Below are 21,850 nucleotides of genomic sequence, written 5' to 3'. Positions count from 1 at the left end.
AGTTATTATGAAGACTTCTACAAGAAAAAACCTGTCGTGGGGTGTGACGCTGGCACTTGTGCTGATGACATTGCTTGTCGTCGTGCCCCTGCTTTTTATTTTGCTGGAGAGCGTCACCCCGAATGATCAGCTGAATCTGCTGGCACCGCTCCAGGTGATACTCGATTCCGAGCTAAACGTGGTGCTGACGAATTCCATCCTTCTCGGCTTTTGGGTTGTAGGTGGCGCCTCCCTATTGGCGCTGCCGATGGCATTTTTAACAGCGAAAACGAGCTTGGCCAAGCATAAATGGCTGGATGTCGTGCTGATTATTCCGTTTATGACGCCGCCGTATATTGGGGCGATGGGCTGGATGCTGTTTATGCAGCGCCGTGGCTTTTTGGAGCAGATGCTCCCACTGACGGAAGAGTGGACGCCATACTTTTTTTCCTTGTTCGGAATGGTTACGATTATGAGCCTGCATTTGTTCCCGTTTCTGTATTTGATTTTGCGCAATTCGCTGCGTCGCATCGGGGCAGGTTACGAGGAAGCCGGTGCTGTGTACGGAGGCGGGTTTGTCTATCGTTTCCGCAAAATCATTGTCCCGCTGCTGCTCGGCAGTTATGCGATGGGGGCCCTTCTCGTCTTTGTTAAAACGATTGCGGAGTTTGGTACGCCAGCTACTTTTGGACGCAAAATTGGTTATCACGTCTTAACGAGTGAAATTCACCGATTTACGTCCAGCTGGCCGATTGATTTCAGCAAAGCGACTGCGCTTGCTTCCGTTTTATTGGCTACCTGCCTTATGTTTTGGTATGTACAAAATTTGATTTCGCGCCGCTATGACTATCAGACGCTGGGTGGCAAAGGCTCCAAGCTGAAAATCATTCAACTCAAAGGCAGGGGACTGGCTGCTGCATGGGGTTATATCGTCTTTTTGCTGGCGACCTCTATTGGCATCCCGTATTTCTCGATTGTGGTTGCGTCGCTGCAAAAGCTGCGCGGGGATGGCCTGAGCTGGGGAAATTTCACGCTAGAGCATTATGGAAAGCTGCTCACATGGGGTTCTCCAGGCATGGAAGCTTTGGTAAACAGTCTTGGACTCGCCTTGATCACAGCTACAATCTCAGTGGTTGTCGGAACTTTTTTGGCGATGCAAATCAAGCACACGAATCGTGCTTCTGAAAAGGTGACAGATGTATTCAGCCTGTTGCCGAATACCGTTCCTGGAATTGTCACGGTGGTCGGACTGATTTTGTTATGGAACGCCCCGTGGATGCCGATCAAAATCTACAACACGTATGGGATGGTCGTGCTCACGTATGTGGTGCTTTTCATACCGTACACGGTGCAATACGTAAAATCCGGCTATCAACAAATCGATGCTTCCTTGACCAATGCGGGACGCGTATTTGGCGGGACCCCTTGGTATACGTTTCGCAGAGTCATACTGCCGCTGCTTGTGCCGAGCATGCTGGCAGGCTGGATGATGACGTTTACGATCTCCATTCGTGAATTGGTCGCATCTTTACTTATTTTACCGCCGTCGATGAAGGTTTCGGCTACGTATATTTACGCGCAGTTTGAGCAGGGCGAGGTTTCACTTGGGATGGCAATGGCTGTCATTTCCGTTGGACTTACAACAATTGTGCTGGCTGTGATGAACTATCGAGGCGCTGACAGGACGTGATGTAATGTTTCAGGTTGAGGTTTGGGGCGGTGCAGGTGAGCATGGCCGCTCATGTTACTACGTCCAGTTTGAACAGCTAGCTGTACTGCTGGATTGTGGTGTGAAAAAGGGACAAGAAGAGATGTATCCTCTGCTGGATGCTGCCAAGGCTGGCGAGCTGAGCTGCGTTTTTTTGTCTCATGCGCATGAAGATCACTCCATGGCGATACCGCTACTGTATCGTGATGGGTATACAGGGGTAGTTTGGACGACGCGCTCCACTGCACAGCAGCTCGACAACTATTTTGCTAGCTGGCAAAAATTTGTGCAGGATGCCGGGTACGAGCTGCTTTATACAAAGGAACATATAGAGCAAGTGCGTTACCGGTTTGTAGAGGACATGGCAGCGCCTGGACAATGGTTTACGATTGAGCCAGGGCTTGAGGCGTGCTGGGGTCCCAGCGGACATTTGGCAGGTTCGATTTGGCTTTTGCTCAAAAACGACGGTAAAACGCTTTTTTACTCAGGCGACTACAGTCCGGATTCCAAGCTGCTTATTTCGGATTTACCCAGTCCAGAGTATGTGCACGACCTTCCATTTGCGATCTTGGATGCAGCCTACGCTGATGACGAAACAGAGCAGGAGCAGCTGATAAAAGAGTTCATTGCCACATGCAAGCGAGTGCTAGAGCGGGGCGGACATGTATGGTTGCCAGTGCCGAGGTTTGGCAGAGGGCATGAATTGATCGAAATAGTGGCCGAGGCATTCCCCGATACACAAATCATCTGTGATGAGCGATTGGAGCAAGGATTCCAAGCCTTGTTCAGAGAAGAGCTTTGGCTAAAATCATGGTTGGTAGTGCCATACAAAGAGATGTGGAGCAGCCGTGTACAGGTGCTGAGCCAGGAGCAAATCAGGCAAAAAAGTGTTCGTTCAGACAAGACGATTTTCCTGACGGCTGACCCGATGCTGCAATCGAAAGACGCAGCCAATTTGCTGGAAGCTTTTCAGAGTAATCCAGACAATGCGATCATTTTGACAGGTCACGTCTATCCAGGGACTTGCGCTGCTCGCTTGTTAGCAGAGGAGGAGCCCGGTGTGCAAGTAATTCGCCACCGGTACAAAATTCATCAAGGACTCCCGGAAGTAACAAGGATGCTCGATCAGCTAAAGCCAAAGACGACGCTACTCGTACATTCGCCAAAAGAGAAGACAGATCGATTGCAAGCAAAGCTCGTTGCTCAGGGCTATAAAAATATTCTTGCCTGCATGCCAGGTGATCGGATTGTGATTGACTAAGAAAGCTGCCACTGGCAGCTTTCTTTTTATATGGCTCCATTCATAGTGTATGGAAAAAAGGAGACAGGATAGCTATCGAAGGCAAACAGGTTTTGTTATACTTGTTATTGATAATGATAACCGTTATCAAATAAAAGGGAGGGGGGAATCGATTCGATGAAAAACGAGGCGAATGGATCTGTACATAGAGAAACCCACCGTGAAAAAGGAGAGAGCATATGAACCGATACCAATCGATTGAGCTGGCTGGATGGAAGCTGATCGTTTATTTACCGCCGTCTTATCATGAATCGGACGTCCGGTTCCCTGTAGCTTATGTACAGGACGGGGGCGAGCAGTTTGACCACAATATTAACCAGATCGAAATGCTGTTTCGCGAAGGTCAAATCCCGGAGCTGGTTCTCGTCGGTATTGAGCCCCATAACCGAAACGACGAATATACGCCATGGCCTGCTGCCCCGCTGCTCACAAGCAAGCCACCCTTTGGCGGAAGAGGACGGATTTACGTCGATTGTGTAGCGGACGTCATTAAGCCTCATATCGATGCTACTTACCGTACCAAAACAGACCGGGCGAATACGGCCATTCTCGGAGGATCATTTGGCGGCTTGGTGTCCATGTTTGCCAGCTATTGGCGTCCAGACACGTTTGGAAAAATCGGTATGCTTTCCGCTTCCTTTTGGTATGAAGGAGTTCTGGACTTCTTGCGCGAGCAGTCTTCGCCAGCTAAAGAGCAGTGGCTGTACATGTCCGTTGGAAGCTGTGAGGGCATTTATAAGCGCAATGCCCAGAGACAGATGGTTCGCAATACGCTCGAGGCCCGTGATTTATGGCTGCAAAAAGGGTTTCCAGCAGAGCAGCTATGCTTTGAGCTTGTGGATGGCGGCACACATGATGCGGTATTTATGGCAGAGCGCTTACCCAATGCGTTGAAATGGCTGTTCGAAGGGAAGAAGCTGCTTGCAAAAGGAGAAGAGCAGCCAGATCGCCCTTTCATTCCGGGAACACATTATTTTGATATGACCTCCTCACATTCGGGTCGTAACTACCGTCTCTTCGTCTACGCGCCATCGACATCAGCTCCGTCAGCGGGATATCCGGTTATTTATTCGTTAGACGGCAACGCATCATTTCATTCCCTTGCAGAAGCGATGCGGCTGCAGTCGCGTCATCCTCTGGGAATTGAGCCGGCAGTCATCGTTGGCATCGGGTATGATTCGGATGAACCGATTGTGAGTGAGCAACGATTCTATGATTATACTGAGCTGGCGGACTCTTCTGTTATGCGGGAGCGGCCAGATGGCTCGCCGTGGCCTGCGACTGGTGGCGCCGAGGAGTTTCTTACCTTTATCGAGGACGAACTAAAGCCGGAAATCGAGCGCAAGTATCCCATTGACCGGAATAGACAGGCATTGTTTGGACATTCCCTGGGCGGATGGTTTGCGCTGCACGTGCTTTTTACGCGACCAGAAGCTTTTCGCAGCTATATTGCCGGAAGTCCTTCTGTCTGGTGGAATGACAAAAGCCTTCTTGCCCGCTTGCCCGAGCTGAAAGATCGCCTCCAACAAGGACAAATCGATGCAGAATTAATGATTGCAGTTGGCTCCGAGGAAAAGCAGATGATGGTGGAAAACGCACAGCAGCTGTACACGATGCTGCAGCCTTACGATGGGTACGGTCTGCTTCTCGTATTCGAGCTGTTTGAGGGAGAAGGGCATGTGTCGGTGGTGCACCCGCTGATCAGTCGCTTGCTCCGGTTTATTTTGCAGAGGAAACAAGCATAGCAGGTAGCTAGTATTGCGAAAAACGAACCTTTCACTTGTACTCGATTACAAGGGGGGTTCGTTTTCGGCTTGAAAGGGCGGCAAGGGACAGACAGGAAGAGCGCTAAAGCGTAAAATTGTAAAATAAATCATATATGCTAAAATTAGCAATATCGGATGGAGGTATAAAATCATGTCTAAATTGCCTAACTGCCCAGCATGTCAGTCGGAGTATACGTACGAGCAAGAGAGCATGCTGGTTTGCCCAGAATGTGGCCACGAGTGGAGTTTACAAGCTGATACCGAGACTGGCAGTGATCAAAAGATCGTGAAGGATGCGAACGGAAACATTCTGAGCGATGGTGATACGGTATCGGTAATCAAGGATTTAAAAGTAAAGGGAACCTCGTCAGTCGTAAAAATCGGAACAAAGGTAAAAAATATTCGTTTGGTTGACGGGGATCATGATATAGACTGTAAAATCGATGGCTTTGGAGCAATGAAGTTAAAATCAGAGTTTGTGAAAAAGATATAAACCTAAAGCGAATTCGGGCAAAAAAAGCCACTCCGTTAACTGGAGTGGCTTTTTGCGTATATGATCATCGCTCTCGAACTAACAGCGTAACACTACGTGAACAGATGCTTTTGCAGGACGTCGAGTGCGCGCTTCATTTCCTCGACATCTTCGGGGGAGGCATGTTCGATCAGATTGTAAAATCTGGCCTGAATACCTGCAAATGCCTCATCCATCATAAGCTGTCCTTCTTTGGAGAGCCGGATGTAATGCTTTCGTCGATCTTCGCTGTCTTCTACCTTTTCGATGAGGTGCTTCTCGGCTAGTTTTCTTAGCTCACGGCTCGTATTGGGCATGGAAATATACAGACAGTCGCTGAGCTGACTAGGCGTGACAGGCTGACTGACCGCCAGATGCTCAAGGATGCTGTACTGCATAGGAGTGATCGAGTCTGGCCTCGCGTCTCTGGTTAACTCGTGCGTAACACGATGCAGGGAAGCTGTGAATGCGACAAATTTATAAAATACATCGTTTTGGTCCACATTGAACACCTCTTACTGCCAAGATAACAAACAAATTATCAAATAACAATTATCATTTGATAACTAAAAAACAAGATGGTATGATTTAGTTATCAAATGATAAATAAAGAGGTGCGCATCGTGAAGCTGCTGGTTATTTACACCCATCCGAATCACAAAAGCTTAAGCTATTCCTTTTTGGAAAAGGTCATCAAGGGAAGCCAAGAAAATCCGATCATCGAGGATATACAGGTATTAGATTTGTACGAAGAAGGCTTTAATCCTCTGCTCGTATTTAATGAGGAAAAACGAAGAAGGGATATGCACCGCGATCCTGCGCTGGAGAAATACCGAAGCCAAATCATGTGGGCGGATAAGCTTGTGTTTGTGTACCCGATTTGGTGGGGAAGACCTCCCGCGATGCTTATGGGGTATATCGATCAAATGTTTGCAGCCAATTTTGCCTATAAGGACAACGGCGGACTGCTGCCAGAGGGGCTCCTAAAAGGCAAATCTGTCGTGTGCATTTCGTCCATGATGGGACCAACGCATTATCCTTTGTTTTTCTTGAATAACGCGCACAAAATACTGATGAAAAGAGCCGTATTTCAATACGTAGGGATGAAAAAAGTGAAGTTTTTCGAGTTTGGAAATATGGAGAGTCCAAACGGAAAGCAAGCGGAAAAGCTTGAAAAAGTCTATCGTTATTTCAAAACACTCGCCAGTTAAATGTGCTAGTGAACCCAGTCGACGAGCCTGTCTGACTGGTTTTTTTGTGTTTAACGGTATGAATCATAGAATTTTTCGAAGCCCCCCATAAAGCCGTTCTATTTTACTGTGCCTAAGAAAGCGTAGTAGTTTGAATATAGCGCAAAGAAAAACGAGCTGAAGTGATGGCGCCAAAGTTGTGGGGCATGATGAAGCCAACCACAAGTGAATTTGAAAACGTTGTCACGGCTTATGATCAGTGAAATGGATGGAGGTACATTGTGATTCAAACGAAAGCGAACATTTACAGCACAGTCGAGGAATTACGGGACCTGATTATTCAGGTGAATGATTATATTCACGACAATCCCGAGCTGGGGCATCAAGAGTTCAAGGCAGTTGAGCTGCTAACGAGTACGCTGACGAACCACGGATTTCAAGTTGAAAAAGGAGTAGCTGGCTTGCCGACAGCTTTTACGGCTACGTATCAAAATAAACAAGGTGGTCCTGTGATAGGTCTCTTATGTGAATACGATGCCTTGGAAGGGCTAGGCCATGCATGCGGGCATAATCTTCAGGCTTCATCTATTACGGGCGCGGCAATCGCGCTGCGCAACAATCTGGGCGACTTGCCTGCTACGATTATCGTATACGGAACCCCAGCGGAAGAAACGACGAGTGGAAAAGTTCCGATGGCGGAAGCTGGCTTGTTTGACTGCCTCGATGTTGCCTTAATGATGCATGGCGGAGATCGGACCACCGTAGATGGAAAGTCGCTAGCGATCAACTCTGTAGAGTTTGTTTTTGAAGGAAAGGCTTCCCACGCTGCGGTTGCACCGGAGCAAGGAATAAGCGCCTTGGATGCAGTGCTTCTTACTTTTAATGGTATTGAATACTTGCGGGAGCACGTTCGGGCTGATGTAAAAATACATGGTATAATTACCGATGGCGGAACGGCTCCTAACATTGTTCCAGAGCGTGCTGAAGCGAAATTTCTCATCAGGGCCGCGGACCGCGCCTATCTGGATACCGTTGTGGAGCGGGTGTATAACGTTGCCCGGGGAGCAGCGCTGGCAGTCGGAGCGAAGCTGACTATTCACGAAGGAAAAGCATTGGACAACAAGCTCAATGTACAGCGTTTGAATGATTTGCTGCTGGACAATGCCCGTCAGGCTGGTGCCAGAGAAATTACACCGCCGCGTCAAAGCACAGGCTCAACTGATTTCAGCACAGTTACCCATCGCGTTCCGGGGGCATGCCTGCGCGTTTCTTTTGTCCCGTTTGGCGTCTCGAATCATACACGAGCTTGGGTCGAGGCAGGAAATAGCGAAGATGGACATGCAGCAATTATTGCAGCAGCAAAAGCGATTGCTGGTACCAGCTATGATCTGATCACCCAGCCAGATGTACTCAAGGAGATTCAAAAAGAGTTTTTGGTGGCAAAAGGCAGCAGGTTGCCTTAGAGAAATAAAACAGGGGGAGATTTGTTTGAAAAAACTGATTTCATTCATGCTCGCTTCACTCATGGTTGTTCTTTCTGCTTGTGGGAACAACGCATCTGGGGGAGAGGAAAATGCTGCGGACGGACCCAAGGATTTAGTGGTAGCTCTAGGATCTGAGCCGATTAGCTTGGACCCGCAGGATGCATCTGACGGTATTTCGCTGCATGCTACTGAACTGATTTACGATAAGCTAGTTACCTTCGACAAGGATATGAAAATCATTCCTGAGCTTGCAAAGGAATGGAGTTCATCCGAAGACGGCAAAGCATGGACGTTTACGCTGATCGAGGGAGCCAAGTTCCAAGACGGAACCCCGGTAAATGCAGAGGCTGTCAAAGCGAGCTTCGATCGGATTTTAGATAAGAACAACAAACTGAAAAGACGCTCTCTTTTCGCGGATTTCATCGAGAACGTGTCCATGGACAGCGAGTATAAAGTAACGTTTCATCTGAAGTTCCCGTATGCCCCGATTCTCGCGACGCTAGCTCATCCAAATGGCGGGATTCACAGTCCGAAGAATGTGGCGGATAAAGGAAAAGGAGTCAGCAAGGCCCCTGTCGGGTCAGGTCCTTACAAATTCAAAGAGTGGATTTCCGGTGAAAAGCTGGTTCTAGAAGCCAACCCGGATTATTGGGGCGAAAAGCCAAAATTGAAATCGATTACAATCAAGCCTGTTGTGGAGAACGCTGCCCGTACACTCATGCTGGAAACGGGTGAGGCTGATGTGATTCTCCCAGTGCCTGCAACAGATATTGAACGCTTGAAAAACAGCGATCAGGTAGCCGTCAACATGTACCCGAGCAATCGCAATCTGTACATGGGGATGAATACACAAAAAGCTCCGTTCGACAATGTAAAAGTACGCCAAGCACTGAACTACGCGGTGGACAAGGAAACGATTGTAAAGAAAATCATGATGGGAAATGCCAAGCCGACACAGGCTGCGATTTCCGAATTAACCTGGGGCTTCTCGCCGGCAGGGACGTATGAGTACAATCCGGAAAAAGCGAAGCAGTTGCTCGCCGAAGCTGGAGTCAAGCCGGGAACGCCAATCAAGCTATGGACGCCAGAAGGTCGCTATTTAATGGATCGCCAGCTTTCCGAGTTTGTCCAAGCGAACCTGCAAGCAGTTGGTTTTCAAGTGGAGTTCCGTAAATGGGAATGGGGCGCGTACCAGGATGCCATCGACGATCCTAAATCGGGTTATGATCTGTTTTTGTTGAGCTGGGCGGTTCCAACGAACGATGCAGATTGGGGACTGCGCCCGAACTTCTCCTCAGACGGAACCAATAACAGAACGTTGTTCGCAAATGCTGAATTGGACACATTACTGGACAAAGGCATGAAAACAACGAATGAGGAAGAACGCAAAAAAATCTATGCTGAGGCTCTGCAAATTATTAAAGAAGAAGCACCGTGGATTTTCCTGGTGGAAATGAACCAATTCATCGGTGTGCGCAAAAATGTAGAGGGTGTCTACGGCTCCAATACAGAACGACTGATTTTGCGAGAGGCAGTAAAAAAATAACGAATGGATGAGGCGGGGGATGGATAACCATCCTCTTCCTCTTAGATGAGGAGGCATCCAGTTGTTCAGTTATGTAGTAAAGAGGTTGCTGCAAATGATACCGACTCTGATTGGAGTCTCTATTCTTACATTTTTGATGATTCACGCTGTGCCTGGAGATCCTGCCCGCATGATCGCGGGACCAGAAGCATCCGCCGAAGAAGTGGCCGTTGTCAGGGAAAGCCTGGGGCTGGACCAGCCTTTGTATGTACAGTACGGCAAGTATGTGTCCAATCTGCTTCAGGGAGATTTGGGTACTTCATTGCGTTCCGAGCGTCCTGTTTTGGATGAGATATTGGGGCGTTTTCCGTCGACCATCACTTTGACCGTCATGGCGATTGTTGTCATGGTCGTGATTGGTCTTTTTGCTGGTATCTTTTCAGCTACGAGACCAAATAGCCTCATTGATAACGCGACCATGATGATCTCATTGTTTGGTATTTCCTTGCCAGTCTTTTGGCTGGGTCTCATGCTCATTTTGCTATTTGCGTATTATTTGAACCTGCTCCCATCGGGGGGAAATGACGGCTTCCGCCACTTTATCCTGCCCGCCATCGCTTTGGGGCTGTCCTCTTCTGCGATTCTTGCCCGGCTGACGCGATCCAGCATGCTGGAGGTCATCAATCAGGACTTTGTACGAACGGCGAGAGCAAAGGGTGTAAGGGAAAAGCTTGTCATCTACAAGCACACGTTAAAAAATGCGATGATTCCAATCATTACAATTATTGGACTGGAATTCGGAACATTGCTGGGTGGCGCCGTATTGACCGAAACGGTGTTTTCCATTAACGGATTGGGGCGTTTCATCATTCAATCCATTCAATTTAGGGACTACCCCTCGATTCAGGGAAGCATTTTGTTCGTCGCGGCTATCTTTGTCATCGTCAATCTGATTGTGGATCTCTGTTATGGATTGGTTGATCCGCGCGTGAAATACGATTAGAGGGGAGCACACCATGAGTCAGATGGATTTGGCACTTCAGCAGGATGAGAGCAAGGCAGAACAGACCTATGCCAGCCGTTCACAGTGGAAGCTGATGCTAGGTCGTTTCAAGAAAAACAAGCGTGCGTTGTACGGATTTTGGATGGTGATTCTCTGTTTGCTCGTTGCAGTGCTGGCAAAATGGATTGCTCCATATGATCCGATTGAGCAAAACATGGAGATCATGCTGGAAGGACCGAGCTGGAGTCATCCTTTTGGTACGGACGAGTTTGGGCGGGATATTCTTTCGCGGATCATTCACGGAACCCAAATCTCATTGATGACCGGATTTGTCGGTGTACTGATTGCCGTCGTCATAGGGGTTGCTTTAGGGACAATCTCCGGTTATTTCGGCGGGCTGGCAGACTCATTGATCATGCGCATTATGGATATTTTTATGGCGTTTCCAAGCTTTTTGTTGGCACTTGCCATTGTCAGTGTGCTTGGACCGGGAATGGTGAACGTAATGATTGCGATTGGTATTTTTTCTGTGCCTACGTTTGCCCGCCTATCCCGAAGCTCGGTCATAGCCATCAAGGACAAAGAATATATCGAAGCCGTAAAAGCGATGGGCGGGAGTCACTTTCATATTATCGTCAAGCACGTGATTCCGAACAGCATCGCGCCTATTATCGTCCTGTCCACGATGCGTATCGCTACAGCCATCATTACGGCTGCAGGCTTGAGCTTTCTCGGGATGGGCGCACAGCCGCCGACACCAGAATGGGGCGCCATGCTCAGTACGGGAAGAGAATATTTGAGGGTCGCTCCCCATGTAAGTACCATGCCAGGACTGGCGATTATGTTCCTGGTTTTGGGATTCAACATGCTGGGGGACGGATTACGTGATGCGCTCGACCCCAAGATGAAGCTGTAAATATGTTCGCATCTGTACAGGGGAGGGACTGCGTTGAAACCGACATTACTTGAAATCAAAGGATTGAAAACTTATTTTCAAACAGATGAAGGTGTAGTGCCAGCCGTAGACGGGGTGGATATCACTGTCTATGAAGGAGAGACCGTTGGCATTGTGGGGGAATCGGGCTGCGGCAAAAGCGTTACCTCGTTAACCACGATGAGGCTGACTCCTGGTAAAGTCGTCGACGGCTCCATTACATTTCAGGGACGAGATCTTCTCGCCTTATCGGATGAGGAAATCCGAAAAGTGCGGGGCAATGAGATGGCGATGATTTTTCAGGAGCCGATGACCTCACTGAACCCGGTTTTCACGATCGGTCAGCAAATTGGGGAAGCCGTAGAAATCCATATGCAATACAACAAACAGCAAGCCAGACAAAGAACGATCGAGATGCTCAAGCTGGTCGGTATTCCTCGTGCCGAGCAGATCGTAGACGAGTATCCCCATCAGTTGTCTGGTGGGATGAGGCAGCGTGTCATGATTGCCATGGCGATGTCTTGCAATCCGAAGCTATTAATTGCAGATGAGCCCACGACAGCACTAGATGTCACGATTCAAGCGCAGATTCTCGATTTGATGAGAGAATTAAAGGAAAAGCACAATACGGCAATTATGATGATCACCCACGATCTCGGAGTCGTGGCAGAAATGTGTGATCGCGTCGTTGTCATGTATGCCGGTAAAGTCGTCGAGGAAGCCGATGTTGTCACCTTATTTACCAATCCGAAGCATCCGTATACACAAGGCTTGATGAAGTCGATTCCTCGCTTGGATGGAACAGAGCAGCGTTTGTACTCCATAAAAGGAAGCGTACCGATACCAGGAAGCTTGCGAAAAGGCTGTACGTTTGCTCCGCGCTGCGAATACGCCACAGACATTTGCAGGGAAGGCGTTCCTGAGCTGGTAAAAGTCGAAGAAGGGCATTCCTGCAGATGTTGGCTCTACGAGGCGAAGGAGGATCAGTGATGACGAAAACACCTCTAATAGAAGTCAGGAATTTGAAAAAGTATTACCCAATCAGAAAAGGACTCTTAAAGCGAGTCGTCAATCATGTGAAAGCGGTAGATGGACTGGATTTTACTATCTATAAAGGAGAGACCCTGGGGCTTGTGGGAGAGAGCGGCTGTGGAAAGTCGACAACAGGGAGGACTATTCTGCAGCTGCTTCAGCCTACTGAGGGCGAGGTCATTTATGAAGGTAAAAATCTGGTCGGCATGCGCCACGGCGAGCTGCGCAAATTGAGAAAAAGCATGCAAATGGTGTTTCAGGACCCGTATGCCTCTCTTGATCCCCGACTGACGGTAGGACAAATCATCGCGGAGCCGATCGAAATTCATAGTCTGTACTCCGGAAAGGAAAAGGATCGCCGCGTCGATGAGCTGCTGCATGTCGTGGGACTAAATAGCTACCACGCCAAGCGGCATCCGCATGAATTCAGTGGTGGTCAGCGGCAGCGAATCGGGATTGCTCGGGCGCTGGCATTAGAGCCAAAGCTGATTGTAGCAGATGAACCCGTCTCTGCCCTCGATGTTTCGATTCAGTCACAGGTTATTAATCTGCTACAAGATTTGCAGGGGCAGTTTGGGCTGACATACTTGTTTATTGCCCACGATTTGAGTGTAGTCAAACATATTAGTGACCGGGTCGGAGTCATGTATTTGGGCAGGCTAGTTGAGCTGGCGGATAAAAACGAGCTGTACGATTCTCCTTTGCATCCGTATACCAAGGCACTTCTGTCTGCGGTTCCTGTGCCTGACCCGTTGGCAAAAAGAGAACGTATCGTGCTCCAGGGAGATGTACCCAGTCCGGCAAATCCGCCACAGGGCTGCACGTTTCATCCGCGCTGTGCAGAATGCATGGACATTTGCCGAACAGAAAGACCGAAATGGAAGAATATAGACGGGCATTATGTTGCGTGCCATCTCTATTAGCGATGTTTGACAGGAAGAGAAGAAGACCGAGTGTGCCTGATAAGTAGGCTACTCGGTCTTTTGACAGTGCTGTGTGTTTATATACGTAACGAAGCGTTCGACTGTAGAGAGCGCCAGTGATGATTCACGGTACAGCATCCATGTTTTTCGGAGCAGTGCTTCTCCATTTTGATAATGCAAATCGATAGCGTAAAAATCATCCCGATCGGTTATGGACCCACGCGGCACGATGGAGTAGCCTAGCCCGTTTGTGACCATTTCCTTACAGGTTTCCACCTTATCTACGTTCATGATAATCAAGGGCGGGTCGCTAAACCGATCCAGCCACCAGTTATCAATCGTTTTGGTGATTAACGGATTCGTTGGATTCAATCGGCTCTTTGCCGGCAAATAATTGATACGTGGGAGCCGTGGAAGTTCATCGAGGTCGATTTCCTGTTTGGAAATGATGCATAATGGTTCCTCTGTGATGAGCGACTTTTCCTCCAGCCACTTGTAATCACCAGTAACAATACCCACGTGAACATCTTCATTTTGCAGTAATTTTACTATTTCAGAGCTCCAGCCTGTATTCACATTGATTTCAACCTTTGGATACAGGACTAAAAACTGTTTGATCAAAGAAGGCAGCTTATACAGGGCGAAGTTGCTCGAACAACCGATTCGCAGCGAGCCCTGCACATCATTACTCATGCTCAGGACGTGGTCCTTTGTTTTTCGTTTTTCCAGAAGCATCTTTTTCGCGTACTTAACCAAGTATTCTCCTTCTGGAGTGAAGCTAATTTTCTTATTGGTGCGATAAATGACTTTGACTCCGAATTCAAGCTCAATTTGTTGAATCCGATAGGTTAACGCTGGTTGGGAAATGAACAGCTTTTCTGCTGCTCTTGTCAGGTTCTTTTCGTCGTAGATTGCTTCTAGTAAGGACCAATCTTGGTCATTCACAGGTTGTCCGCCCCCTTTTCCCGTTAGGGCTATTCTACATGAGCGGCAACGAGTTGAAAAGTTTGATCAGTTCATAATTAACTGACCATTTCCTTGGGTCTCATGCTGTATTTACGTTTTTCCATTTAATGTTATGGTAGAAGCATGAAATAATCCGCAACCGAACGTAACGAGAAAGAAGGAGAGGGAGAAAAGGATGCTAAACGTAAATGAAATAAAAAGAAGCGAAATTCCGTGGGAAAGACTGACAACGGCGTATGGCAGGGGGAGCGAGCTGCCTCTATTGATGGATCAGGGAGATTTCGAGGAGGTAGCCAACCTAATTGAGCATCAAAGCACACTTTGGCAAGTAACGCCATGGGTATTGCTGTTTATGCTGCGCGACCTAAAGACAAAAGCACCAGAAGATGTGATGCCGGAAGAAATCAAATGTTATCTCTGTGTTACCGACGCGTTGAGCGGCAGGGATGTAAGTGCATGGGAGCCGGTTCCCCAGATGAGATCTCTATTGGATGATGCCTTTTTATGGCCGGAGGATGAAGAGGAGGACGAGGTACTCTGGGAAGAGGAAGAGCCGCCTGGATATGCCGAGCAGCCCTTTACCAGTTATTATTACTACAGTTATCAACTGCTACGAGATGCTGTGCCTGTTTTTGAAAACATACAAGCGCACAATAAAGACGTAGCTGACCTCGCTTCTGAGCTGCTGGAACAAATAAAAGAAATCGGATGACATGGGGCAAGTTACATACTTTTCATTTCATAGGGAAGTAAAACACGGAAGCGTACACGTCCGTTGATATTCTGTACTTCTACCTCACCACCATGAAACAAAATAATTTTTCGTGTGATGAACAGCCCGAGACCGAACTTGCCATTTTTGCCTTTGTAAAAATGGTTAAACAGTTGGTTCAGCTGTTCTTCTTCAATTGGTGGTCCATCGTTTTCGAGTATGATTTCCACCTGCTCCTTGCCTTGTTCATGGACGATGCGCGTAAAAATCCAGATCGAGGAATGGGCGTAGCGCATGTTGTTTTCCAAAATGTTTTCAAGCGCTACGGTCAGCTCTTCCTCGTTTCCCCACACATACAGATCGGCAAGCTGGGCGTGAATGATCACCCTGTTTTGGACGAGGAAAAAACGTTCAATGAGATTGTGCACAACTGACCTGATGTTCATTTTTTTGAACTCGCTTTTTCTCTCCAAAATGTAGTCGAGACTATTTAAGTACAGCAGCTTCTCCACTTTTTTCTCGAGGTTTTTCGCTTCCTTGATGATGACCGCGACCGTATCATCAAACGAATCGTTCAAGTACATCTTGTCCAAAAGTGCCTGGGAGTAGCTGTGGATCACCATAATAGGCGTTTTCAAATCATGAGAGACGCTCTGCAAAAAGATTTCTTCTTCCATTTCCATCTTTTTGAGCGACTCCTGCATCATGTTAATGGAGGAAGCCAGCTTGCCGATTTCGTCTCCGCGATTGAGATCAATCGGTTCTTCCCATTCTTTATTTGCGATTTTCCGAACCTTTTTTTCCAAATAGCGCAATGGCTCCGTAAGTTTGTTGGCGATCAGCTTGGCGAGGATAATGTTTATGATCGACAGGATGACGAGCAGGCGCAGCAGATTGATCAACACATCCACTGAGACATACGTTATGAGCACAACCGTGATGATCCCCGTAATAAATATGAGAAAAGCAGTCATGATAACCCAAATCTGGAGTCCAAACGGTTTGTCTCTCATCACTTCACCAGCCTGTACCTGTATCCGTAGCCATAGACAGTCTCTATCGGCAAGCTTGCCAGCTTTTTACGAATGCGGCGAATCGTATCATCCACCACACGATCGGAGCCAAAATAGTTTTTGTTCCACACGCGGTCGAGTATTTGTTCGCGGGAAAAGACACGATTCGGATGATCGATGAAAAACAGCAGCAGCTCAAATTCCTTGCTCGTCAACGAAATAAGCTCACTGTCATGATGGATCGTGTGATTCTCGCGATTGATGGTATAGCCGTTGATTTTAAATGCCGATGCCTGGTGAAGCTGTGGCCCTTTTGTGCGTTCCAGCAGCTTTTGTGTTTTTAAAATCAGCTCTCTGGGCAAAAACGGTTTGGAAATGTAGTCGTCACAGCCAAGCTCAAGGCCGACGACTCTGTCAATTTCCTGATTTTTAGCGGAAATAAAGATTACAGGAATGTTGGGGTGAATCTCTTTTATCTCTTTAAACAGCGTATATCCGGTTGTATCCGGGAGCATGATGTCCAATATCCACAAATCGGGAGTCTCATGAATTTTTTGTTGAGCGGAGAAGCCGTCCAAAAATGCTTCTACCGTATAGCCTGCGTTTTCCAGGTACTTCTGCAAGATCGAATTTAAATCCTGATTATCCTCAACCAAAAAGACTGTATGCGACATTTGAGTCCCCCCTCTATATCTGACACCACTCTCATTATACAAGAATGGAGCAAACCTCTGAATTCAGCAGAATCCAGAGGCTCAAATGGAGAAGCGGATTACAGGACCTTTTTCAGGAACTCCCGCGTTCGTTCTTGTTTCGTGTGATTGAAAAATTCTTCCGGGGTGCCTTCCTCCAGAATAATGCCTTGATCCATAAACAAAATTCGGTCAGCAACTTCTTTGGCAAAACCCATTTCGTGCGTAACGATTACCATCGTCATTCCTTCCTGGGCCAAATCCTTCATGACCTGTAATACCTCGCCAACCATCTCCGGGTCGAGAGCAGAGGTAGGCTCGTCAAACAGCATGATTTCAGGCTCCATTGCCAAAGCTCTCGCGATCGCTACCCGTTGCTGCTGTCCACCGGATAAATTACGTGGATAGACGTCTGCTTTCTGGGAGAGACCTACCTTGGCTAGCAAAGCCTTTCCTTTTTCTTCTGCATCTTCCTTGCTGTACTTTTTGATTTTGGTCAAACCCATCGTAATATTTTCTAACGAAGTCTTGTGAGGAAAAAGGTTGAATTGCTGGAATACCATTCCGGCTTTTTGACGAATGTCGTTGATGTTTGTCTGCTTATCCATGATGTTGACGCCATCAATGACAATCTCACCGGAGGTCGGTTCTTCGAGCAGGTTCATACAGCGCAAAAAGGTAGATTTGCCTGAGCCGGATGGACCGATGACACACACGACCTCCTGACGCTTGATGTCTGTATTGATATTTTTGAGTACCTGCAAGCTGCCGAATGATTTGGCCAGCTGTTTCACTTGAATCATCGTGCTGCCAGCCTCCTTTCCAGCCAGTGAGAGAATGCCGTGAGTACATAAATCAGAACCCAGTATATGATTCCAATCGCACCTAAAAACTCGAAAGCTTTGAAGTTTACGGCATAGATGGTTTGAGCCGTAAAGGTGAGCTCTGCGATACCGATGGTCGCCAGCAGAGACGTGTCTTTAATACTGATAATGAACTGGTTGACGATGGCGGGGATCATCCGCTTAATTGCTTGCGGCATAATGATGTAGGCCATCGTTTGTCCGTGCGTAAATCCGATCGCGCGGCCTGCTTCCATCTGTCCCTTGTCAATTGACTCGATACCGGCGCGGAATATTTCTACGAGATACGCCCCGGCATTGAGGCTAAGGACAAAAATACCAGCAGATACGGCATCTGTGGCACGCCCAAACACAAGTGGGAACAAGCCAAAGTAAAAGAAAATGACTTGCACATAGAGTGGGGTACCGCGAATAATACTCACATAGACCTTGGCGATCATTTGCAATGATTTTCGTTTGGATACGCGCAAAAGACCAAAGAATAGTCCAAGAACGGTCGCAAACAACAAGGAGAGGAACGCAACTTTTATGGTGTTCTCAAGCCCCTGCAAGAGGAGTGGAGATGCATCTGTAATCAGGCTTAGAGTATCCATACCTCACTTCCTTTCTGGAAAGAAATAAGGTGCAAAATGCACCTATCAGATCGTGTTCAAAAAGTTGGCTTTTCAGCACCAAGAAAATGGCGAGAACCGTACGAAGGAGGAGCGGAGTGTAGGAAAACTACATGAGCACCGGACTTCGAAGGTGAACGCCATTTTCGATGTCGAATGAGCTTTCAGGTCTCCTGCGTGATCAAAAGACGACTTTTTGAACAACCTCTCTTAGTTGGAGCCGAAGTATTTGTCGTATAATTTCTGGTACTCTCCATTGTCCTTCATTTCTTTCAGATGCTTGTTGAATTTTTCCAGAACGTCTTCTTTACCTTTGGCAATCGCGATCCCATATTCTTCACCCGTCAATTTTTCCCCAACGATTTTCAGGTTTGCCGCTGTACCAGATTTGATTTTATTTGCAACAAACGGGAAGTCATTGATCAGCACGTCGGAGCCGCCAGCTTCTACGTCCATGTAGAGGGTTGCTTCGTCTTCCAAAATCTTGACCTTCGCGCCTTTTTCTTTTGCCAGTTCATTGGCTTTTTCAAGACCAGAGGTACCTTGTTTTGCTACAATCGTTTTATCCTTCAAATCATCGACCGTATTGATCGGGCTGTCCTTTTTCACTACCATGACGAGTCCGGAATCGAAATACGGATCTGTAAAGTTCGTGACAGCTTTACGGTCATCGCGTATGGTGATGGAAGCAGCTGCGCCGTCTACTTGCTTCGCTTGCAGAGCAGGAATGATTCCATTGAACTTCATCTCTTTCCACTCTACCTTGAGGTTATCTTTGGCTGCGAGTGATTCTACGAGTTCAATGTCAAATCCGGTGAGTTTTCCGGAGCTATCTCTGGAACTGAAAGCGCCTCCATCTGGAGCGACAGCAAAAATGAGTGTGTCGTTTGCACTGCCACCGCTTTCTTTGGCACCACATCCAACAAGGCTAATTGTGGTTAAACAGCTAACGGCTAGTGCCAACCAAGCTTTACGACGAATCATAGTAACCCTCCTCAAGAAAAATATAAGTTCGATGTGCCTATATCTTAAAAAAATAATGTAAAATAAATTTCAAAGAAATATGTGAAAATTCGTGAAAGGATGGGTTCTTTTGCTAGAGAATATTGCATACACCGTCGTAAAAATCCTGTGGGATATCCCCATGCCTTTTGCTATTCTTTTCGCAGGGGTTTTCTTTACGATCGAGGGTAGATTTTTTCAATTACGCCACTTGCAGCATATCGTCAGCCGGGTGGTGCAGGTGATTCTTCATAAACGCGAGAGCAGCAGCAAAAAAGGAACACTATCCTCCTTTTATGCTGGTAATATAGCGATAGGCTGCCTGGTCGGAGTCGGATGTGTAGGTGGGGTGGCGAGTGCGATTGCAATAGGGGGTCCAGGTGCTGTTTTCTGGATGTGGATCGCGGCTCTGGTCGGCATGATTATCAAAATGGTAGAGGTCACCTTATCTGTTTATTACCGGTCAAGGGATGAAGAGGGGCATATTATTGGCGGCCCGACCGTGTACATTCAAAAAGGGATTGGCGAGGAGATGAACGTTCGGAGGTGGATGGTTCTCGTCGTGCTATTTGTAATTGGCATGATTGCACCGATTTTTCTTTCGATCCAAAACTACGTTGCCTCTACAGCGATCAGTTCCACCTTTCATTTGAATATTATCTGGGTATCGCTTTTGTTTGCCGTGCTGGTGTATTTCATCATCGTCCGTGGCACACCGTACATGAGCAAAATATTTAAAGTCATCGTGCCTTTCATGACCTTGTCGTACCTGCTTTTGGGCTGTGCGATTATCCTGATGAATGTGGAAAAGGTCGTGCCCGTGCTTGAACAGATTATCAAGCATGCATTCAATGGTTCAGCGGCAATGGGAGGATTTGCTGGGGCAACCTTGGCTCAGGTCATTACTGTTGGTGTATCGCAAGCGGTATACAGCAGCGAATTTGGCTGGGGGACGACGCCAATCATTCATTCGACAGCCGATGTTGATCATCCCGTAAAGCAAGGGATATGGGGCGGCTTTGAGGTGTTTTTTACGAGCATCGTCATGTGCAGCATTACCGCATTTGTCGTTATCCTCTCTGATGATTGGGTATCGGGCCGGACGGGCATTGACCTGGCGCTTCATTCCTTCGAGCAAATATTGGGGACTGCGGGCAGGTACATGGTGACGGTCATTCTCTTTTTATTTGCCGTGACGACGGCGAGTGGGTGGTACGTGAGCAGGGAAATTATGGTGAAGCATTTACTAAACAAGAAGACAGCAGCTAAAAAGCAGGCTCTTAAATATTTGAAGGTATTTTGCGCCTTTCCTGAATTTCTGTTGGTACTCTATATCGTCACCTTCCACTTCCCAGACAAGGATGTGTGGCTGATGACCGGCATCATGACGGCTGTGCCTACTTTTATCAATATCTTTTTTCTATTGATTTTAAGCCACCAATTTAAAAAGCTGCTGCTAGATTACAAAGCGAGATATTTGAAGATTGGACATGTCGACGAAGAGGTCAGGCTTTTTTACGAGGAAAAAACGCAGTAACAGCGCACGAGGTTAATTGAGGGACATATCACATAATCTTTTGATATTTCCACTATATTTTTTCCCTAGAATCGTTCACATAAGATCAGCAGAAGAAGGAGAATGGAATGTGATGAAGCCTTTAATCGGATGTACAACGTACTACATCAATGCTTTTGAAGAGAACAAGCATCGGTTTGTCGTAGCTCAGGATCATTTCACTTCAGCGATTGATGATCCACTCAGCATTCACCAGGCAGGCGGAATTCCCGTACCGATCCCGCTCATTGATGATGATGCCTACATCGATTCCCTCTTGGATCGGCTCGATGGTTTGATGTTCATCGGTGGGAGCGATGTGAGTCCGAGTCTATATGGACAGCCGTATAAAAAAGGGCTGGGACAACTTGACCCTGCTCGCGACAAGTTCGAGCTGAAGCTGCTCGACAAAGCGGTGAAAAGAAATCTGCCGATCTTCGGTATTTGCCGCGGATTGCAGCTGCTGAATGTTTACTTTGGCGGGACACTGATTCAAGACATCGAGAGAGGCTACCCTACAGAGATCAACCATGCAGGGTATTTCGCACCCAAGACAAGTATCGCCCACAAAGTAAAGCTCTCTAAGGAGCACATGCTCTATCCGTGCTTTGGAAAAGAAGAGCTGCATGTCAACAGCTTACACCACCAGATGATTGACAAGCTGGGGGCGGGTCTTGAGGCAGCTGCCATTTCTGAGGACGGCATTATCGAAGCGATTGTGCACAAGGAGTACCCGTTTTTAGTTGCTGTCCAATGGCATCCAGAAATGATGTTCCAAACCGATCAGGAGCAGCTCAAGCTGTTTCAACTATTTGTCGATTTTATAAAAAATAAGCAAGCATGTGCTCAAGTGAGTAGCTGATATATAAGACGCGGGTAGCGAAGTGCTCCCGCGTTTTATCTTCCTTATTATTATCTCCTCTGTTCTCCTCATAGCTTTTACCCATACTTTTTGTCCCGTTTTTTGAAACTCTTCATCCTGTTTCTCAATTCAAACTTGTGTATTACGTCCATGGCAAATGTTGACTTTTTAGGTCTATCCTACTAAAATGATGGTTGGTATTGGGGATCATTACCAATA

Annotated in this window: 21 protein-coding genes; 14 read left to right on the top strand and 7 right to left on the bottom strand. The window is 47.3% G+C overall.

What is annotated here, in order from left to right:
* Nucleotides 1-7: 7 nt before the first annotated feature.
* From C3B52_RS04885 to C3B52_RS04870, 4 genes are all read left to right on the top strand, one after another.
* Nucleotides 8-1,669: an ABC transporter permease gene (locus tag C3B52_RS04885; RefSeq protein WP_103104972.1), complete on the top strand. Its 1,662-nt coding sequence runs from the start codon at nt 8-10 to the stop codon at nt 1,667-1,669.
* 4 nt (nt 1,670-1,673) lie between these two features.
* On the top strand, nt 1,674-2,948 hold the full coding sequence (locus C3B52_RS04880) for an MBL fold metallo-hydrolase (RefSeq protein ID WP_103104971.1): 1,275 nt from the start codon (nt 1,674-1,676) through the stop codon (nt 2,946-2,948).
* 218 nt (nt 2,949-3,166) lie between these two features.
* Entirely contained in the window at nt 3,167-4,732 is a 1,566-nt protein-coding gene (locus C3B52_RS04875; RefSeq protein WP_103104970.1) for an alpha/beta hydrolase, read from the top strand.
* Nucleotides 4,733-4,904: 172 nt separating this feature from the next.
* The gene (locus C3B52_RS04870; RefSeq protein ID WP_103104969.1) at nt 4,905-5,246 is read left to right on the top strand and encodes a zinc ribbon domain-containing protein YjdM; all 342 of its coding nucleotides are present in this window, start codon (nt 4,905-4,907) and stop codon (nt 5,244-5,246) included.
* 92 nt (nt 5,247-5,338) lie between these two features.
* Here C3B52_RS04870 and C3B52_RS04865 read toward each other — a convergent pair whose 3' ends face one another.
* Nucleotides 5,339-5,767, bottom strand: coding sequence for a MarR family winged helix-turn-helix transcriptional regulator (locus C3B52_RS04865; protein ID WP_103104968.1), 429 nt, complete (start codon nt 5,765-5,767; stop codon nt 5,339-5,341).
* 120 nt (nt 5,768-5,887) lie between these two features.
* Here C3B52_RS04865 and C3B52_RS04860 point away from each other — a divergent pair, with 120 nt between their 5' ends.
* From C3B52_RS04860 to C3B52_RS04830, 7 genes are all read left to right on the top strand, one after another.
* Nucleotides 5,888-6,475 (top strand): NAD(P)H-dependent oxidoreductase, encoded by a 588-nt coding sequence (locus tag C3B52_RS04860; RefSeq protein WP_103104967.1) that lies wholly within the window; start codon nt 5,888-5,890, stop codon nt 6,473-6,475.
* A 260-nt stretch (nt 6,476-6,735) separates the two neighbouring features.
* Nucleotides 6,736-7,917, top strand: coding sequence for a M20 family metallopeptidase (locus C3B52_RS04855; RefSeq protein ID WP_235615604.1), 1,182 nt, complete (start codon nt 6,736-6,738; stop codon nt 7,915-7,917).
* Between the two features lie 25 nt (nt 7,918-7,942).
* The gene (locus C3B52_RS04850) at nt 7,943-9,484 is read left to right on the top strand and encodes a glutathione ABC transporter substrate-binding protein (protein WP_164684703.1); all 1,542 of its coding nucleotides are present in this window, start codon (nt 7,943-7,945) and stop codon (nt 9,482-9,484) included.
* A gap of 61 nt (nt 9,485-9,545) precedes the next feature.
* Complete coding sequence (nikB, locus tag C3B52_RS04845) at nt 9,546-10,466, top strand: nickel ABC transporter permease (protein WP_103104965.1); 921 nt, start codon at nt 9,546-9,548, stop codon at nt 10,464-10,466.
* Nucleotides 10,467-10,488: 22 nt separating this feature from the next.
* On the top strand, nt 10,489-11,382 hold the full coding sequence (gene nikC / locus C3B52_RS04840) for a nickel transporter permease (RefSeq protein WP_103105072.1): 894 nt from the start codon (nt 10,489-10,491) through the stop codon (nt 11,380-11,382).
* 33 nt (nt 11,383-11,415) lie between these two features.
* Complete coding sequence (locus tag C3B52_RS04835) at nt 11,416-12,390, top strand: ABC transporter ATP-binding protein (RefSeq protein ID WP_103104964.1); 975 nt, start codon at nt 11,416-11,418, stop codon at nt 12,388-12,390.
* Nucleotides 12,390-13,355 (top strand): ABC transporter ATP-binding protein, encoded by a 966-nt coding sequence (locus C3B52_RS04830; RefSeq protein WP_103104963.1) that lies wholly within the window; start codon nt 12,390-12,392, stop codon nt 13,353-13,355. The genes C3B52_RS04835 and C3B52_RS04830 overlap by 1 nt, the downstream gene beginning before the upstream one ends.
* Before the next feature lie 48 nt (nt 13,356-13,403).
* On the opposite strand, the gene C3B52_RS04825 is transcribed toward C3B52_RS04830, so the two are convergent.
* Nucleotides 13,404-14,300 carry a LysR family transcriptional regulator gene (locus tag C3B52_RS04825; RefSeq protein WP_103104962.1) on the bottom strand — a complete coding sequence of 299 codons (897 nt, stop codon included), beginning with the start codon at nt 14,298-14,300 and terminating at the stop codon, nt 13,404-13,406.
* A 196-nt stretch (nt 14,301-14,496) separates the two neighbouring features.
* Between C3B52_RS04825 and C3B52_RS04820 the strand changes: the two genes are divergently transcribed.
* On the top strand, nt 14,497-15,033 hold the full coding sequence (locus C3B52_RS04820; RefSeq protein ID WP_103104961.1) for a hypothetical protein: 537 nt from the start codon (nt 14,497-14,499) through the stop codon (nt 15,031-15,033).
* A gap of 11 nt (nt 15,034-15,044) precedes the next feature.
* Here the strand turns inward: C3B52_RS04820 and C3B52_RS04815 are convergent, their stop codons facing one another.
* The 5 genes from C3B52_RS04815 to C3B52_RS04795 form a co-directional block, all read right to left on the bottom strand.
* Entirely contained in the window at nt 15,045-16,046 is a 1,002-nt protein-coding gene (locus C3B52_RS04815; RefSeq protein ID WP_103104960.1) for a sensor histidine kinase, read from the bottom strand.
* On the bottom strand, nt 16,046-16,720 hold the full coding sequence (locus C3B52_RS04810; protein ID WP_103104959.1) for a response regulator transcription factor: 675 nt from the start codon (nt 16,718-16,720) through the stop codon (nt 16,046-16,048). Before C3B52_RS04810 ends, C3B52_RS04815 begins: the two co-directional genes overlap by 1 nt.
* A gap of 98 nt (nt 16,721-16,818) precedes the next feature.
* Nucleotides 16,819-17,541, bottom strand: coding sequence for an amino acid ABC transporter ATP-binding protein (locus C3B52_RS04805; protein ID WP_103104958.1), 723 nt, complete (start codon nt 17,539-17,541; stop codon nt 16,819-16,821).
* Nucleotides 17,538-18,194: an amino acid ABC transporter permease gene (locus C3B52_RS04800; protein ID WP_103104957.1), complete on the bottom strand. Its 657-nt coding sequence runs from the start codon at nt 18,192-18,194 to the stop codon at nt 17,538-17,540. The genes C3B52_RS04805 and C3B52_RS04800 overlap by 4 nt, the downstream gene beginning before the upstream one ends.
* Nucleotides 18,195-18,422: 228 nt before the next feature.
* Nucleotides 18,423-19,196: a transporter substrate-binding domain-containing protein gene (locus tag C3B52_RS04795; RefSeq protein WP_103104956.1), complete on the bottom strand. Its 774-nt coding sequence runs from the start codon at nt 19,194-19,196 to the stop codon at nt 18,423-18,425.
* Nucleotides 19,197-19,305: 109 nt separating this feature from the next.
* Between C3B52_RS04795 and C3B52_RS04790 the strand changes: the two genes are divergently transcribed.
* The gene (locus tag C3B52_RS04790; RefSeq protein WP_235615602.1) at nt 19,306-20,751 is read left to right on the top strand and encodes an alanine/glycine:cation symporter family protein; all 1,446 of its coding nucleotides are present in this window, start codon (nt 19,306-19,308) and stop codon (nt 20,749-20,751) included.
* 112 nt (nt 20,752-20,863) lie between these two features.
* Nucleotides 20,864-21,631, top strand: a complete 768-nt coding sequence (locus C3B52_RS04785) for a gamma-glutamyl-gamma-aminobutyrate hydrolase family protein (RefSeq protein WP_235615609.1) — start codon at nt 20,864-20,866, stop codon at nt 21,629-21,631.
* Nucleotides 21,632-21,850: the final 219 nt, after the last annotated feature.

The organism is Brevibacillus reuszeri (assembly GCF_002897295.1).
In the GTDB taxonomy this organism is placed as follows: Bacteria; Bacillota; Bacilli; order Brevibacillales; family Brevibacillaceae; genus Brevibacillus; species Brevibacillus reuszeri_A.
Note: the sequence above shows the minus strand (reverse complement) of the source record. Positions and strands in the feature narration are given on the sequence as shown.